Source organism: Maricaulis alexandrii, from assembly GCF_005871165.1.
In the GTDB taxonomy this organism is placed as follows: domain Bacteria; phylum Pseudomonadota; class Alphaproteobacteria; order Caulobacterales; family Maricaulaceae; genus Maricaulis; species Maricaulis alexandrii.
On sequence record NZ_SWKP01000008.1, the window covers coordinates 139147 to 155171 of the forward strand.

Sequence of the window (16025 nt, forward strand, 5' to 3'; positions counted from 1 at the left end):
CTGCCTGTCACGGCGCTGCCGGCTTGTCCCGATCAGAAAACACGTGAGCAAGACGGCTATCCCTCACAGTAGAAGTCGTCCTTCAGCTTTTTTCTGGCCCGATAAACTCTCACTTCCGCGGCTTTTTCGGAAATTCCCATCGCAGCGCCGATTTCGGCCAGCGACAACCCCTCCAGGACGGATAGCAGAAGCGGTGTCCGCAAACCCTCGGGCAAAGCACGGATCAGGGCGTCTGCCCGGGCGAGGTCCGCCTTGTCTCCGACGGCCGTCTCAGGGTCTGGGTCCTCCGAGGGCATGATTTCGGTTCGATCTTCGAATCCGACCCAATTGAGAACCGCGCGGCGTCGATGATGATCCTTCGCCTTGTTCCGGGCGATGAAAAACATCCAGGTCACGAAGGATTTGTCAGCGTCGAACCGCGCCAGATTGCGATGGATCGCGATGAATGTGTTCTGGGCGACATCTTCGGCATCCGCCCTGCCGCCCACCTGGCGCTCAAGGAACTGGACCAGCCTGGGCGCATGACGCTGCATGAGCTGGTTGAACGCCAGCTTTTCACCATCCCGGGCGCGGATTGCGAGTTGTTCGTCGGTCGGATCGAGGGCAGATCCGTCAGCCCTATCCCTCGACATCAAAGGCGTTGGCCAGACGGTCATCAAACTCGGCGCGCTGGTCATCGGTCATGACCTCGCGCATCGCCAAAATGTGATTGAGCGTGGCCAATTGCAGCTCACCCATCACATCGTGAAATGCCTCGGCCGCTTCGGCCACGTCGGCTGACATTTCGCGGTCTGCGAGGAGAGCCCGGCCAATTGCGCGCCGCGCCTCCGTGACCCGGTTTTCATACCCGGCCTTCTGCATCGCGAAACTTGCCTCGAGCGCTTCGATGACCGCTTCCTGCTCGTGATCAAGCGCTAGCTCGTCATGGATGATGGCGTGCAGGCTGGACGAGGCTCCATCGTGATGGCCAAGCACATTTACGCCCAACCAAACACCGGCAAATCCGCTGGTCAGCCCGAGGGCGGTTGCGACAACTCCAGCTCTCCAGATCATCCGTCCGCCCCCTCATCCACGAGCGCGGTAAACGACCAGCCGGCATCGGCGTCGAATACCGCCAGGAGGTCCGGCTCGGCATGACCGATCGCACCGGCGCCGACGACCCCACCGATCAGCAACGCCACCGCAGCGGGGGCCGCACGCATGGCGAGAGCACGGCCAAGCGCTTCGCGGCCTGGATGGCCGTGCGCCGCGCCGTCGAGGCGTGCCCAGACTCGCGGCTGGAAATCGGCCATGTCGACCGGGGACGGCGCGCCGCCCATATTTTCGAGGATTTCGTCCAGCTTATCGTCGGACATGTCAGTTCTCCGTCAGGACGTGTGAAGGTGCTTGATGCGCCAACCGGTATCAGTGCGAACAAGTATAGCGGTTCCATGCGCGTCACGCTCCCGCGCCTCTCCACGCACCTCGTACTCCATCCGGATATCGAAGGTCGCGAACGCCACGTTCCGATCCGCATTCACCGAGTAGCCGGACCAGTCATAGACATGGAAGGTCACATGCTCCGCCGCGAATTCAGGGGCCAGGTGATGATCACGATACTCCGCCCAACCGATATCGCTGCCACTACCTTCGAAGATTGTGAAATCGGTTCCGTCGGGAAGAACCCAGCGCTCGGCCTCTTGAACATTTTCCTCGGCAAGCGCGCCCGAATAGCTCTCTAGAACAGCGGTTATGTCTGCAGCATCATCCGCAAGAACGGGCGACGACATCGCGATCGCGGCCGCGGCTCCGATACTTCCGTGTCTGATCCAGTCCATTTTACCCTCTCATATCGTTTTCAGGTCCCGCGCCACCGGCTGATCCAGGCCTCACCCCATACGCGCAAACGAGTACGCGCCGGACGCTCTACCCACTCATATGTGCCCGCTGAAACACCGATCATCACGACCATCATCGCCAGCAGTATCGGCCAGGATATCGTCTGATCGACCACGCCCAGGACGTCCTGCAAGAGATTGAAGCTGACCATGAAAAACGGCACGTGGATCATGTAGACGCTGTAGGAAATGTCGCCGAGATAACTCATGGCCCCGGCTCTCGTTTTACCTGCATGCCGGTCCAGCTCTGCGAGGAGGAATATGAGCGGCGCTCCGAGCAGCGCGATCGCTCGATCATCCCAGGCGGTGTGGGCGGCCCAGAGGTAGCAAACGAGTACTGCGATGAATGCATATCGGGCGGTTACACGGGGCAAGGCATACGCCTGGCCGAGCCTGTATAGGCCGACCCCGATGAGAAATTCGGGAATGATCCGGATGACGCCATAGCGCTCTGTCGCCATCGGCAGGGTCTCGGCAAAAAGGCGCAAATGGACTTGATCCAGTGCAAAAAAGAGAACGACGGCTATTCCCAGCAGCAGGCAGGGGCGATGCTTCAGGGCCCGCGCCGCCATCAGATAGGCAGGAAAGGCCAGATAGGCGAACCATTCCGCGCTGATCGACCAGGACGGTCCATTCCAGCTCAGATCTGGCGCGAAACCCCACGCATGGATCATCAGGATATTGGCGGGCAGGTCAGCCAGGGCGAACCGCTCAATGTCGAAGGGCACACCAAGCGTGGCCGCCGTGACCCAGACGAGAATGAGAAACAGGATGACGGCGATGTGCAGCGGCCAGATCCTGGCGAATCGCGCAACCAGGAAGCGGGCGAAATCGAACCGGCCTTCTTCGCGCGCCACAAGGTAGACATGGGCGAGCACAAATCCGGAGAGGATGAAGAACAGATCAACCCCGAACCGGCCCATTGCCAGCAATTGCGTGACCGCGTCGACGTCGAAGTCCCACGGTGCTCGCCAGTGATAGAATACGACCCACAGGGCGGCGAAGAACCGCAATCTCGTGAGAGACGCCAGATGGGCAGGATAGCTCACCCTAGCCGCCGCCAATCAGATGCCGCAGCCCGCCATGGGCCAGGGCGCCTCCGAGGAAGCCGTTGAGCATAAGCGCCAACGCAGATCCGAACAGCGCGATATTGAATAGAAGCGCGCCCAGCTGATTGCCCGGACGGCGTGACCACTCACCAAGCACTGCCAGGCCGACCAGCCCAAACAAAAGCGCTGTGCCCAGATAGCGGTGAGCCAGCATGACGCCGGCCTCATTGGCGGCCATCGGACCGGAATGGGCCCAGCCGAGTAACCCGGCGACGACGCCGCCTGCGGCTCCGGTCCACACCAGGAAACGAACCGTATCGCCACCGCTGCCAAAGCGGCCGGCAAGCACGAATACCTGCGCGAGAGCGCCCGCGAGGATCAATGCAATCGGGAAATGCACCGCAATGGAGTGGAACACGCCGATGCGTGACATGACCCGCTCAAACGGGGTCGAGGCACCGCCTTCGCCCCAGTGCGAATGGCCGCCTGCCGGGCCGGCTTCAGCATCATGATGGCTATCATCAACACACGGGTCGGGCTCGTCTCCATGATCATGCTCGAACGCATCTGCCAGCGTGTCGCTGGATGCCGGGGCTGCCTCGCTTTCGGCGCCGACTTCCCCGACGGTCTCGGCAACCGGTTCGGCGCTCGTGGATTGCTCCTGAGCCCCGGTCTCTTCAGCGGGCTCATGCTGGGCCGGCGGATGCGCCCAGCCCGGCGCCGATGCGAATAAGATAACCCCTGCGCCTGCAAGCGCGGCCAAAGCGATGCGAAGCCCCACGGCATCGTCCTCCTGATCGTTCAGTCCGGACTACGCACCTCGTAGCGCTTTCCCTCAGCCGAGCTGAACCGATCTCAGGCGCAGGGAGTTGGTGATGACCGAGACCGAGGACAGGCTCATGGCCGCCGCAGCAATCATCGGTGACAGCATGGTTCCGAAAACCGGGTAGAGGATGCCGGCGGCTACAGGCACACCCGCCGCATTGTAGATAAGAGCAAAGAACAGGTTCTCACGGATATTGCGCATGGTCGCGAGGGCCAGCTTGCGGGCGCGAACAATGCCGGTCAGATCGCCCTTTACCAGCGTCAGGCCTGCACTTTCGATGGCGACATCGGCGCCTGTGCCCATGGCAATGCCCACATCGGCCTGCGCCAGAGCGGGGGCATCATTGACACCATCACCGGCCATGGCAACGCCGTGCCCGTCGGCTTGCAGCTCTTCCACGATCCGCGCCTTGTCACGCGGCAGGACGTCGGCTCGCACCTCGTCCAGCCCGAGCCGGGCCGCCACCGACTTCGCGGTGCGCTCATTGTCGCCGGTCGCCATCACGATGCGGAATCCCAGTTTGTGCAGGTCTTCCAGCGCCTGGGCTGTCGTCGGCTTGATCGGGTCCACAACGCAGACCATGCCCGCCAGCTGGCCATCAACCGCCACAAACATGACGGTCTCTCCGTCATCTCTTCGCACATTGGCTTCGCCCGTCGCTGCCTCGCTGACCGCTATGCCTTGGGCATCCATGAGTGCAGCATTGCCCAGAGCAACAGCCCGACCGCGAACCCGACCCGTCACGCCCTTGCCGGTGACGGCTTCGAACTCATCAGCGGTATCCATCGTCACGCCACGGCTCTTGGCGCCCTGGACAATGGCTTCAGCGAGCGGATGTTCGGACCCGCGCTCAAGGCTGGCGGCCGCGGTCAGGACGTCATCCTCATTGTTGTTGGAAAACGCGATCACGGCAGCCAGCTCGGGCTTTCCCATCGTCAGCGTTCCGGTCTTGTCGACGACCAGCGTATCCACCTTGGCGAAGCGCTCGAGCGCCTCGGCATTCTTGATCAGGACGCCGGCCTGGGCGCCGCGACCGGTAGCGGTCATGACGGACATGGGCGTCGCCAGACCCAGCGCGCAGGGACAGGCAATGATCAGGACGGACACGGCTGCAATCAGCCCATAGGCCGAGGCCGGTTCCGGACCCCAGATCGACCAAGCGATGAAGGCGATGGCGGCGACCGCGATCACCGCGGGCACAAACCGGCCCGACGCCATATCGGCAAACTTCTGGATCGGAGCACGGCTGCGTTGGGCATTGGCCACCATCTCCACGATCTGGCTGAGCACCGTGTCCTTGCCGACCCGTCGGGCTTCGATGACCAGGCTACCATTGCCGTTGACCGTGGCCCCTGTCACGGGTTCGCCTTCGACCTTCTCCACCGGCACAGGTTCACCCGAGATCATTGACTCATCCACCGATGAGCGGCCTTCGACGACGACGCCATCGACCGGGACTTTCTCGCCGGGCCGGACCCGCAATCGATCTCCTGTCCGGATCATGTCCAGTGCGACTTCCCGGTCCTCGCCGTCAGACTCCACGCGCCGCGCCGTCTTTGGGGCCAGGTCAAGCAGTGCACGGATCGCGGACCCGGTCTGCTCCCGCGCCCGCAACTCCATGATCTGGCCCAGCAGGACCAAAACGATGATGACGGCTGCGGCTTCGAAATAAACACCCACATGGCCACTGCCGTGCCGAAAGGCTTCCGGGAAGACATCCGGTGCCAACACGGCCACCACGCTGAAAATGTAGGCCGCACCGGTTCCCATCGCGATCAGGGTGAACATGTTGAGGTGGCGGTTGATCACCGACTTCACGCCGCGCTCGAAGAAGGGCCAGCCCGACCAAAGGACCACCGGGGTGGCCAGCACCAGCTCCGCCCAGACGGCACGCGTTTCACCGAGAGCGTCACGCAGGAAGTCCAGGCCGATCATGGGACCCATAGCGAGCAGCAGGACCGGCACGGTCAAGACGGCGCCGACCCAGAACCGGCGGGCAAAATCGACCAGTTCAGGATTGGGGCCCTCTTCACCGGTCGGCACACCCATCGGCTCAAGCGCCATGCCGCAAATGGGGCAATCGCCCGGCTCGTCACGGATGATCTCGGGGTCCATCGGGCAGGTGTATTTCGTCCCTTCCGGCATGTCCTCATAGGACTGCAAATGGGCCCCGGTCAGGAAGTGATCAGGATCGTCGACGAACCGGTCGTGACAGCGCTGGGAACAGAAATGGTAGGTTTCCCCGTCATGCGCATGACTGGGCTTTCCGGCTCCGATGCGCACCTCCATCCCGCAGACCGGGTCGGTCGCAACAGGCTGATGATGCAGGTCTTCTTGTGTCTCTTCGGGCGAGCAATGCTGACAACTCATCGGGCAGTCCTCCTTTGGATGTCCCGGTTGTGAGGCTTCCAGTCACTGGAAGGTCAAGCGGCCGGTTTCATTTTTTTCTCGCCGGCGAGCCCTTCAACGATGGGACAGTCCGGCCGATCATCGCCATGGCAGGCCGAAACGAGGCGTTGCAGCTCTGACTTGATGGCCGTCATTTCGGCCAGTTTCCGATCAATCTGGGCAACATGGTCCTGCGCCAGGGCTTTCACGTCGGCACTCGCCCTGGACCGGTCTTCGTACAAGGACAGCAGCGCCCGGCAATCGTCGAGCGAAAAGCCGAGGCTTCGCGCTCGACCGACAAAGGCGAGCTTGTGGAGATCGCTGTCTTGATAGACACGGTATCCATTGGCCGCCCGGGCCGGGGCGACCAGCCCCACATCCTCGTAGTATCGCAAGGTTTTCGAGGGCAAACCGGTCGCCCAGGCAGCGTCCTTCACATTCATGACGCGGCTCCTTCCTCCGGCAGGGCCTGACGGATCCGGCCAAGTCCCGTCCGTTTCCAGATCAGGAAGGCCGCAGGGATCACCAGAAGTGTGAGGATGGTCGCACTGGTCATGCCTCCCACCATCGGCGCCGCGATCCGCCGCATCACTTCCGAACCGGTCCCGTCGCCAAACATGATCGGCAGCAGGCCGGCGATGGTCGCGATCACGGTCATCATGATGGGACGCACGCGCAACAGGGCTCCTTCGATCACCGCTTCGTCCAGATCGGACCGGTTCAGCGGCCGGCCGGCCTCATCGGCCAGCGCCTGATGCCGGGTGAGCGCCTGTTCCAGATAGACGATCATCAAGACCCCGATCTCCACGGCCACGCCGGCCAGGGCGATGAAGCCCACACCGACGGCGACCGAAAGATTATACCCGAGCAGGTCGAGCAGCCAGACGCCGCCCACGAGCGCCAGAGGCAGGGTGCCCATGATCATCAGAACCGGGGTCAGCCTGCGGAAGTTCAAGAACAGCAACAGCAGGATGATCACCAGGGTGACCGGAACGACCACAGCCAGCTTGGCCTTGGCCCGCTCCATGTATTCGAACTGGCCGGACCAGCTGATCGAATAGCCTGGCGGCAGGTCCACATACTCCGCCAGCGCCTGTTGAGCTTCCTCGACATAGCTGCCGATGTCGACACCGTTGATATCGACATAGACCCAGCCATTGGTGCGGGCATTCTCGCTGCGGATCACACCGGGACCATCGGCGATGGAGATATCGGCGACCCGGCCCAGCGGAATCTCCGCCCCGGTCGGCGTGATCACCGGCAGGTCCCGGAGCGAGTCCACCGAATTGCGGTAGTCGCGCGGGTAGCGAAGATTGATGGGATAGCGTTCGCGGCCTTCGACGCTTTCGCTGACCGACATGCCGCCGATGGCTGTGCGGACCACATCATGCACGTCAGCCACATTGAGACCGAAGCGGGCCGCTTCCAGCCGGTTCACATCGATATCGACGAATCGCCCGCCGGTCACACGTTCGGCATAGACCGAGGCTGTACCTTCGAGGGTTTCGATGATGGCTTCGACCTCCTCCCCGATTTCCGCAATCACATCCAGATCCGGACCGGCGATCTTGATCCCGACCGGGGTCTTGATCCCGGTGGCCAGCATGTCGATCCGACCCCGGATCGGCATGATCCAGGCATTGGTGAGGCTGGGCACATCCACGACCGCGTCCAGTTCAGCCCGGATATCGTCGATCGTGACGCCCGGCCGCCACTCCTCCCGCGGACGCAACTGGATCGTCGTCTCGATCATGGTCAGGGGCGCGGGGTCGGTCGCGGTTTCGGCTCTTCCAGCCTTGCCGTGAACCGTGAGGACTTCCGGGACCGTCATGATCAGCCGGTTGGTTTGCTGCAACAGCTCGGTGACCTTGCCCGCCGACACGCCGGGAAAGGCGCTCGGCATGTAGAGAATATCGCCCTCATCCAGGTCCGGCATGAATTCGCTGCCCATGCGCGAGAGCGGTATCGCCGCGCTCGCCAGCACCAGACCGGCTGTCAGGAGAACCGTGACCGGACGGCGGATCGCCAGACCGATGAAAGGCCGGTAGCCGGCAATCAGCAGGCGGTTGACCGGATTCTTGTGCTCCGGCGTGATGCGGCCGCGCACCAGATAGCCCATCAGAACGGGAACCAGTGTGATCGCCAGACCGGCCGCCGCGGCCATCGCATAGGTCTTGGTGAAGGCCAGCGGATGGAACAGGCGGCCTTCCTGCGCCTCCAGGGCAAAGATCGGCACAAAGCTGAATGTGACGATCAGGAGTGAAAAGAAGAGCGCCGGCCCGACTTCGACCGAAGCCTTGGAGACAATCTCCCAGCGGTTTTCCCGCGTGATCGGCTCGCGTTCGGCATGCTTGTGCATGTTCTCGATCATGACGATCGCGGCATCCACCATGGCACCAATGGCAATGGCGATCCCGCCCAGCGACATGATGTTGGCGTTGATGCCCTGCGCGTTCATCACGATGATCGCGGTGAGAATGCCAAGCGGCAGGCTGAGCACGATCACCAGGGAAGAGCGGAAGTGGAAGAGGAAGAGCGCGCAGATCAGCGCGACCACCAGGAACTCCTCCACCAGTTTTTCCTGCAGCGAGGACACCGCTCGTTCAATCAGGCTGGCACGGTTATAGGTCGTCACGATCTCCACGCCGTCTGGCAGTGACGCACTGAGTTCTTCCAGCCGGTCCTCGACGCGCTGGATGGTCGCCCGGGCATTCTCGCCATAGCGCATGACAACCACGCCGCCGACGGCCTCGCCCTCGCCATTGAGCTCGCCAATGCCGCGACGCAATTCCGGCCCGATCGTGATGTCGGCGACATCGGACAACAGGATGGGCGTGCCGGTTTCCGTGACAGAGACCGGGATCGCCTCAAGATCCTCGACGCCCTCGATATAGCCCGAGGCCCGGACCATGTATTCGGCCTCCGCCATCTCGATGACCCGGCCGCCGCTCTCCTGATTGCCGCGTTCGATCGCGGTTCGAACCGCAGAGAGAGGGATGCCCTGGGCCCGCAACCGGTCCGGATCGGCGATCACCTGATACTGGCGCACCATGCCGCCGATCGTGGCAACCTCGGACACACCCTCAATGGTCTGGAGCTCGTATTTGAGGAACCAGTCCTGGATGGAGCGCAATTCGGCGAGGTCATGTTGCCCGGTCCGGTCGACGAGGGCGTATTGGTAGATCCAGCCCACACCGGTCGCGTCAGGCCCCAAGGCGGGGCGGGCGGCGTCCGGCAAGGTCGGGGCGACCTGAGACAGGTATTCCAGCACCCGGGAGCGGGCCCAGTAGAGGTCCGTCCCGTCTTCGAAAATCACATAGACATAGCTGTCATTGAAGAAGGAATAGCCTCGGACGGTAACGGCGCCCGGCACGGCCAGCATGGCCGTGGTCAACGGATAGGTGACCTGGTCCTCAACGACCTGCGGGGCCTGGCCGGGATAGGTCGTCTTGATGATGACCTGCACATCGGACAGATCGGGAATGGCGTCCATCGGCGTGCGGACGAGCGAGTACAACCCGCTCCCGGCCAGCAGGGTCGCCAGAATCAGGACGATCAGACGATTGCCGATCGACCAGCGTATGATCGCGCTGATCATTCCTCGCCTCCCGCATCACCCATGGACATCACAGAAATGCCGGTGAGCTGCCATTGACCGGGTCCGGCCTCATCAATCGTGAAGCGGACATGGTCGCCTTCGGCGAGCCCGTCGAGCGTGACGCCCTCGGTCAGCTCGTAGACCATGCTCATGGCGGGCATATCGATCGCTTCGATCCGCTCATGGTCGATCTCGACCATGCCGATATCGCCCATCAGCGTGACCACACGGCCATGCCCCTCGACCTCAGCCTCGGCGGATCCGTCTTGAGACGCGTCCGGTCCTGAGATCGAGGCAATGCGCCATTGGCCGTCATCGTTCTGCCGCAAGGTGAAGTTCACGGCATCCCCTTCCGACAGACCCTCCAGTGAAACACCCTCCAGCGTGAAGAAGGACATGCTCATCACCGGCCAATCGAGCGCGGGGATGGGATCATGGGTGAGATCGATCATCCCGTGGGACGCCATGACACCGTCGACTGTGCCGGTCCCTTGGACCGTCTCCGGCGGCGCAGCGGGCTCCTCGGCACCGGCCATGCGCAGGGCTACGCCCTGAAGACTCGCTTCGGAGTCGATCAGGAACTGGCTGGACACGACCACGCGTTCGCCATCTGAAAGACCGGACAGGATTTCGGACCGCCCCCCCGCTTCGGCTCCGCTTCTCACCTGGGCCAAGCGGTACCGACCGTCACCCAGAGCCAGAACCACCCGCTCCGATCGACCGGTGCGGATCACGGCTTCGGCTGGAACCGAAAGGACATTCTCCCGCGGCGACACCTCGATCCGCACATTCACATAAGCTTCCGGGCGCAAGGCCCCGTCGCCATTGCTGAAGCGCATGCGCACAGGGATCGAGCGGCTGCGCGGGTCCACTGTGGGATAGAGGTACTCCACACGCCCATGCCACATCCGGCCCGGCTGGGCACGGGTCTGCATGTGGACGCTTTGCCCGAGCTCGATGGTTGCAGCCTCGTCTTCAAACAGGTCCGCGATAACCCAGACCTCGCGCAGATCGGCGATCGTCATCACCACCATGCTCGGATGGGCATGGGCGCCCTCGCGGACATTCATTTCCAGGACGACACCGGTTCGTGGTGCATAGACGTCGACCAGTCTCTGCGGGGTGCCACGGCGCGCGATTGCATCGATCTGGGCCTCGTTTACCCCCAGCGCCTGCAAGCGTGAACGGGCAGCCGAGATCAGGCCAGGCCGGGCGACATTGAGCGCCTGCAGGAACTCGCTTTGCGCTGTCACGATCTCCGGTGAGTACATGCGGAAGAGCAAATCTCCGGCCTCCACGACATCGCCAACAGCGGCGACCCGCAGATCCTCGATCCAGCCCTGCGCCCGGACATCCACAACGGAGGTCAGGTCATCGACCGGACGGACATAGCCAACCGTGTCGAGATCCTCGGCAAACCGGTCCCGTGTCACCAGGGCGGTGCGCACGCCGATATTGTTCTCCACGGCGGAAGAAATGGTGATGGTGGAATTGTCCGCAGGTTCATCGCCGGCATAGACGGGGATCAAATCCATCCCCATGGGCGACTTGCCCGGTTCATCGCGCCGGAAATTCGGGTCCATCGGCGCCACCCAGTAGAGGATTTCGGGCTCATTCGAGGCGGGCGCCGAGCCGCCATCCATCAGGCGCATGCCAAGGGATCCGATGATAATACCGGCGATCAGCGCGACGGCTCCGAGAATGAGAGTGCGCGGGGTCATTGGACATCTCCGGTCAGGAACAAGATCCGGCTGTGCGCCTGCAAGGCATCAACGCGTGTCCGGATCAGGGTCAGTTCGATATCAAGCAGGGCCAGTTCCGAGCGGACCAGTTCGGCGAAATCCGCTTGCTCATTCTCATAGGCCGCGAGGACGGCGGCCGCCGTTTCGCGTGCGCGTTCCAGCACGCCAGTTTCGTAAGCCGAGGCAGTCTGGTTCAGGCGCTCAAACCGCACCCAGTCCTCATCGAGCTGTCGGCGCAAATCGAGCAGGAGTGCCTGGCGATCCAGCTCCTCCGCCGAGCGCATTTGCCGGGCACCGGCAACGCTTTCATCCTGTCGGCGCTGGCTGAAGATCGGCATCTGCACGCTTACACCAATACTGGCGACGTCAGACCGGCTACCTCGCACACCATAGCCCGCATCGACGCTCCAGGTCGGATTATAGGCGTCCAGCGCCAGGTCAATCTCGCGCTCGCTGGCCTCGATCCGGGCATTTCGGGAGATGATGGACGGGTGCCTGGCAAGCGCATTCACCGCCTCATCGGCATCTGGCAACGCGGGCAGAACCGGCAAGCGCGGCAGCATGTCCCGCCCTGCCGCATCTGATCCGACATGGCGCGCCAATTGAGCCCGGGCGGTCCCGATCTGCCGCTCGATTTCGATCAGACGCGCATCCAGCAAGGCGGTCTCCAGATCCACCCGGATCACGTCATGGGAATTGACGCGCCCGCTGGCGAACAGGGCTGTCGCCACTTCGCTGAGCTGCCGGATCTCCTCGCGCCGCGCCCGCGTCAGCTCACTGGCCCGCTCCCAGTAGTAAGCCTCCAGCCATGCCAGTCGTACCGACCGCGTGATCATGCGTTCTTCCAGCCCGCCCAGGGCGCGGAGGCCTTCGGCCTGAGCCCTTTGACGCTCACGCTGGAGATGACGGCTCGCCCCGCTGGGAATGACCTGTCGCACGCCGACCTGCCACTGCGTCATGGCTTCACGATTGGGATCAAGATCGCTCAAGGGAAGATTGGCGAGACCGACCCGCATCATCGGATCCGGCAGGGCCAACGCCGCTTCGCCGGCATGCTCGAGCGCGCCCGCACGAGACTGCAAGCTGGCAATCGCCGGGTCTTCGGCTTGTCCGGCGATCAGGACAGCCTCCGGCAGGCTGAGCGGGGGCAGTTCAGAAACAGGTTGCGCGGTTGCAGCCGAAAGCTGGAGCGCGGCCGCAAGTACGGCATGGGCAGGCAGGGACATGGAGGTCTCCGATGCGGGCAGAACGAAGTGAAAAGAGCCCATCAACAAGGCTCGGCTTCGTCAAGCGCGTGGAGGACGGTCCAGATTGTCAGGCGTGTTGGAAACCGGTCTCAGCATGACCTGGCGAGCGGTGCGTTCGACGAGGCCCGATGCCAGACGAGAGGCCGGGCCACTCGGGATCAGGGTCGAAAAGGAGGAGGCCAGACTGCACTTATTTGCGGAACATCCATCCATGTCGTCACAGGGTTGAGCATGGTGCGCCCCGTCAGACTCCACCATGTCCGTGCCGTCGGGGCAGCAATCATGATCCGCCATCGCGGTCATGTCGGCCGTCTGCATGACATCGGCATGCGCATCAGGCGCATAGCCCGTCCCGCCCAGCGCAAGCGCACCGAGCAAAAACAGGATCAGGCTGACATGCCGCCAAGTCAAAATCGGGAGCGTCCTTATGGTTCCAATCATGACACCCTATACGATCCGGATGAGGATTTCCCTCACGCAAAGTGTCACAGGGTCGTGCCTTAACACGATGCTGAACGACAAAAACGGGCTGACCTCGAATTCCATAACTTGGGCCTAGTGCGGGCCGCGATTTGACGCTTGTCGTCCAGCGCGGTGGCGCGGGAATTCTCAAAGTCAGGCCGTGAATAGAGGTGGCGCTCGAGATTGAAGTGGTTGCGAACTGAGGCTTGGACCGCGGCAAATTTCTAAAGGCTTTGCATTGACCGTAAGCGAGGCATGCATTCCCTGCCCAACCGGAGCGGCTGATATGAATTTTCGGTCGATTGTTGATCAACCTCCTCGTTTCCGGGCGGCGAGAGCTTTCTGGATCACCCACAGCGGCTAGGTTCTGGACTCAATAGCTCGCATCCAGATTCTCGCTGAGGCGAGTGCTATTGCGGCGAGGAAGTTTGCAGCGTGTTTTTCGAAGCGCGTTGCGATGCGGCGGAAGTGTTTGAGTTTGCAGAAGAAGCGCTCGACCAGATTGCGCTTGCGGTAGAGGTCTCGCGGCACGCTGCGCTGGATACGGACGCGGCTCTGCGTGGGGAAGTGAGCAACGCCTCCGCGCGCTGCGACCCGGTTGACCAAGGCCAGGCTGTCATAGCCACGATCTGCAATGACGCAGCCCGGCGGCAAGGCGTCGAGCAGAAGGGGGGCGATCGTCTTGTCGGCCGCTTGGCCGGGCGAGATCGCCAGCCTCACCGGTAGGCCATCCTGATCGACGACGGCGTGGATCTTGGTGCTCAGTCCGCCACGAGAACGGCCAATGGCGTGATCCGGACCCCTTTTTTCCACCGGCGGCGTGTTGGTGGGCGCGGACGATGGAACTATCGATCAGCTGCAGCGACTGGGGCGAAAGACGCGCCAATTCTTCGAAAACTTTCAGCCATATACCGCGCTTGGCCCAGCGGTTGAACCGGTTATAGGCCGTCGTGTAAGGCCCATACCGACCCGGCAGATCGCGCCAGGGCGCGCCGGTGCGAAGCACGTAGAAGATCGCATTCACGATCCGCCGATCATCAACCCGATGTTTGCCCCGCCCCGGCTTGGGAAGAAGTGGTGCGACAATCGCCCACTCCTCATCACTCAAATCATACCGAGCCATGATCCGCTCCAAACCAAAGCCCAGAGTGAATCATGCGTCGCGCCTCGGGTGAATCCCGAAATTGAGTACAGAACCTAGGCGGTTAAGCTAAGGCGAAACGCTCAAAGACCGGAACGGATTACGCTCTGGCAAAGACGACGTATTCAGACGTGCCGACTCAAACCCATCGTCATCTGATGGGGCCTCACGCTGCGCACACGCAGAAGCATGAGAGCTTCTCGAACTACCAGATTGCCAGCCATACTCGTTCCAGCGAATCGCAAAGGCTACATAAAGCTACCAATCGCACATCCATCAATAGTTTGAGGCCCTGAAACAGCTCGCTGCACTTCTGAGAAAAATCACGGGCCAGTGCGAGCGAACGGACGAACCCGATTGCGCTTTGGTCCTGTCGCTGAAGTCGTCAAAGACAGCGCTGAACTAACTCGCCTGAAAACGCCCTACCCCGTCGACAAACCTATCTGGGTTAATCTGCATCCAGCGGCACGAACCAGTGGTTCGCGTTGGACTACCAATATCTCCGCACAGTTCCAGCATATCGCTCAAACGCCTCCCCAAAGGTCCGTTTCATGTGCGGCTCTTCGACCCAGGTGATAAACACATGGATGATCACCAAGAACGAGATTGCCGACAGAAGCGCGAATGTTGATCCGGCGGCCACCGCACTGCCGACGAACATGGCTCCATAACCCACATACTGAGGATTGCGGGTACGTTGATAGATCCCGTGTTGGATCAGCTCATCTTCGAGGAGACCATAAACGCGCTCCTGCGAACCATAGGCGTAGCGTCCGAGAAAGATGACAAACGCGCCGCCAAGAAAGAGTGCGCCACCCAATGCAAGCGAGATCAGGTTCGGTGCGAACAAGCTACCACGGTCTAGCCACGCGAGCCCGAGCGTTGCGAGGAAATGCCCATGCATGATGACCCCCGAGAAGACCGCCGTTGGTCGAGACCATTTCCCTTGGCGCTGGAAATCTGCGCGGGCTTGCAGCGTGAACGGGACGGCGAGCACGGCGTTGATGAGGACATACCCCACGACGATCGTAAGTAAGGGCGACATTTAGGCGTCTCCGGCTTCAGCGATGGGGTGGTTGTGGCTACGCAGCTCGGCAAGCGCCTGACTGCAGATCAACCATGCAGAGCGTGTGAAGAGCGCGGCCAATGCGAAGGCCAGAACAAGATCGGGCCAAGCCGATCCGGTTAGGGCTACAAGCCCACCGGCGATCATCACGCCGACATTGCCGATGGCGTCATTGCGGGAGCACAGCCAAACCGAGCGCACATTTGCATCACCGTCTCTCCATTTGAGGAGGATGAGGACGCTGGCCGCGTTAGCAAGGAGTGCTGCGAAGCCAACGATGCCCATGGTTTCCGCGACGGGCGGTTCGCCGGACAGGGCGCGCATCAGCGTCATACCGAGCACCGAGACCGCGATCACGATTAGCAGGCCGCCTTTAAAGAGCGCGGCCCGAGCACGTAACGCCAGGCTCGAACCGATCACCAGCAGGCTGATGGTGTAGGTCATGGTGTCACCGGCGAAGTCGAGGGCGTCGGCTTTAAGGGCTTGAGAGCCGGAGGCGAACCCGGCTGTGATCTCGACGGCGAACATCACCAGATTGATGAGAATGACGGCCCATAGGGCGCGACGATACGCAACTGATGTACCGTCGAATTTTTGGTCGTTTGAGCAACAACTCATTTTCTTGACTC

The 16025-nt window shown here is 62.0% G+C and carries 15 protein-coding genes; all 15 read right to left on the bottom strand.

Annotation, left to right across the window (positions count from 1 at the left end; translation table 11 throughout):
• Positions 1–56: 56 nt before the first annotated feature.
• The 15 genes from FCS99_RS11680 to FCS99_RS11750 all read right to left on the bottom strand — a co-directional run bounded on the left by FCS99_RS11680 (position 57) and on the right by FCS99_RS11750 (position 16014).
• Entirely contained in the window at positions 57–677 is a 621-nt protein-coding gene (locus tag FCS99_RS11680; protein WP_138512736.1) for an RNA polymerase sigma factor, read from the bottom strand.
• Positions 619–1053 (bottom strand): periplasmic heavy metal sensor, encoded by a 435-nt coding sequence (locus tag FCS99_RS11685; protein ID WP_138512738.1) that lies wholly within the window; start codon positions 1051–1053, stop codon positions 619–621. The genes FCS99_RS11680 and FCS99_RS11685 overlap by 59 nt, the downstream gene beginning before the upstream one ends.
• The gene (locus tag FCS99_RS11690; RefSeq protein ID WP_138512740.1) at positions 1050–1355 is read right to left on the bottom strand and encodes a hypothetical protein; all 306 of its coding nucleotides are present in this window, start codon (positions 1353–1355) and stop codon (positions 1050–1052) included. The genes FCS99_RS11685 and FCS99_RS11690 overlap by 4 nt, the downstream gene beginning before the upstream one ends.
• Positions 1356–1367: 12 nt before the next feature.
• Positions 1368–1817: a nuclear transport factor 2 family protein gene (locus FCS99_RS11695; RefSeq protein WP_138512742.1), complete on the bottom strand. Its 450-nt coding sequence runs from the start codon at positions 1815–1817 to the stop codon at positions 1368–1370.
• A gap of 20 nt (positions 1818–1837) precedes the next feature.
• Positions 1838–2926, bottom strand: coding sequence for an acyltransferase family protein (locus tag FCS99_RS11700; protein WP_171036355.1), 1089 nt, complete (start codon positions 2924–2926; stop codon positions 1838–1840).
• Between the two features lies 1 nt (position 2927).
• Positions 2928–3707 (bottom strand): hypothetical protein, encoded by a 780-nt coding sequence (locus FCS99_RS11705; RefSeq protein ID WP_138512746.1) that lies wholly within the window; start codon positions 3705–3707, stop codon positions 2928–2930.
• Positions 3708–3761: 54 nt separating this feature from the next.
• A complete protein-coding gene (locus FCS99_RS11710) occupies positions 3762–6122 on the bottom strand; it encodes a heavy metal translocating P-type ATPase (RefSeq protein ID WP_138512748.1) in 2361 nt (786 codons plus the stop codon).
• A 53-nt stretch (positions 6123–6175) separates the two neighbouring features.
• Complete coding sequence (cueR, locus tag FCS99_RS11715) at positions 6176–6583, bottom strand: Cu(I)-responsive transcriptional regulator (RefSeq protein ID WP_138512750.1); 408 nt, start codon at positions 6581–6583, stop codon at positions 6176–6178.
• Positions 6580–9738 carry an efflux RND transporter permease subunit gene (locus FCS99_RS11720; RefSeq protein ID WP_138512752.1) on the bottom strand — a complete coding sequence of 1053 codons (3159 nt, stop codon included), beginning with the start codon at positions 9736–9738 and terminating at the stop codon, positions 6580–6582. Before FCS99_RS11720 ends, cueR begins: the two co-directional genes overlap by 4 nt.
• Complete coding sequence (locus FCS99_RS11725; protein WP_138512754.1) at positions 9735–11459, bottom strand: efflux RND transporter periplasmic adaptor subunit; 1725 nt, start codon at positions 11457–11459, stop codon at positions 9735–9737. The genes FCS99_RS11720 and FCS99_RS11725 overlap by 4 nt, the downstream gene beginning before the upstream one ends.
• Positions 11456–12706, bottom strand: coding sequence for a TolC family protein (locus FCS99_RS11730; RefSeq protein ID WP_171036356.1), 1251 nt, complete (start codon positions 12704–12706; stop codon positions 11456–11458). Before FCS99_RS11730 ends, FCS99_RS11725 begins: the two co-directional genes overlap by 4 nt.
• Positions 12707–12766: 60 nt before the next feature.
• Positions 12767–13138: a hypothetical protein gene (locus FCS99_RS11735; protein WP_138512758.1), complete on the bottom strand. Its 372-nt coding sequence runs from the start codon at positions 13136–13138 to the stop codon at positions 12767–12769.
• 411 nt (positions 13139–13549) lie between these two features.
• A protein-coding gene (locus tag FCS99_RS11740; RefSeq protein WP_138512761.1) for an IS5 family transposase occupies positions 13550–14312 on the bottom strand; the annotation gives its coding sequence in 2 pieces (ribosomal slippage) (positions 13550–13985 and positions 13984–14312; 765 coding nt in all).
• 508 nt (positions 14313–14820) lie between these two features.
• Positions 14821–15375 (bottom strand): PEMT/PEM2 family methyltransferase, encoded by a 555-nt coding sequence (locus tag FCS99_RS11745; RefSeq protein WP_138512763.1) that lies wholly within the window; start codon positions 15373–15375, stop codon positions 14821–14823.
• Complete coding sequence (locus tag FCS99_RS11750) at positions 15376–16014, bottom strand: cation transporter (protein ID WP_138512765.1); 639 nt, start codon at positions 16012–16014, stop codon at positions 15376–15378.
• Positions 16015–16025 lie beyond the last annotated feature (11 nt).

Bases quoted from the DNA above. Each gene is read 5' to 3' on its own strand.
- FCS99_RS11710 (WP_138512748.1), bottom strand. From the start codon at position 6,122: ATGAGTTGTCAGCATTGCTCGCCCGAAGAGACACAAGAAGACCTGCAT.
- FCS99_RS11730 (WP_171036356.1), bottom strand. From the start codon at position 12,706: ATGTCCCTGCCTGCCCATGCCGTACTTGCGGCCGCGCTCCAGCTTTCG.
- FCS99_RS11685 (WP_138512738.1), bottom strand. From the start codon at position 1,053: ATGATCTGGAGAGCTGGAGTTGTCGCAACCGCCCTCGGGCTGACCAGC.
- FCS99_RS11690 (WP_138512740.1), bottom strand. From the start codon at position 1,355: ATGTCCGACGATAAGCTGGACGAAATCCTCGAAAATATGGGCGGCGCG.
- FCS99_RS11745 (WP_138512763.1), bottom strand. From the start codon at position 15,375: ATGTCGCCCTTACTTACGATCGTCGTGGGGTATGTCCTCATCAACGCC.
- FCS99_RS11695 (WP_138512742.1), bottom strand. From the start codon at position 1,817: ATGGACTGGATCAGACACGGAAGTATCGGAGCCGCGGCCGCGATCGCG.
- FCS99_RS11750 (WP_138512765.1), bottom strand. From the start codon at position 16,014: ATGAGTTGTTGCTCAAACGACCAAAAATTCGACGGTACATCAGTTGCG.
- cueR (WP_138512750.1), bottom strand. From the start codon at position 6,583: ATGAATGTGAAGGACGCTGCCTGGGCGACCGGTTTGCCCTCGAAAACC.
- FCS99_RS11680 (WP_138512736.1), bottom strand. From the start codon at position 677: ATGACCAGCGCGCCGAGTTTGATGACCGTCTGGCCAACGCCTTTGATG.
- FCS99_RS11720 (WP_138512752.1), bottom strand. From the start codon at position 9,738: ATGATCAGCGCGATCATACGCTGGTCGATCGGCAATCGTCTGATCGTC.
- FCS99_RS11725 (WP_138512754.1), bottom strand. From the start codon at position 11,459: ATGACCCCGCGCACTCTCATTCTCGGAGCCGTCGCGCTGATCGCCGGT.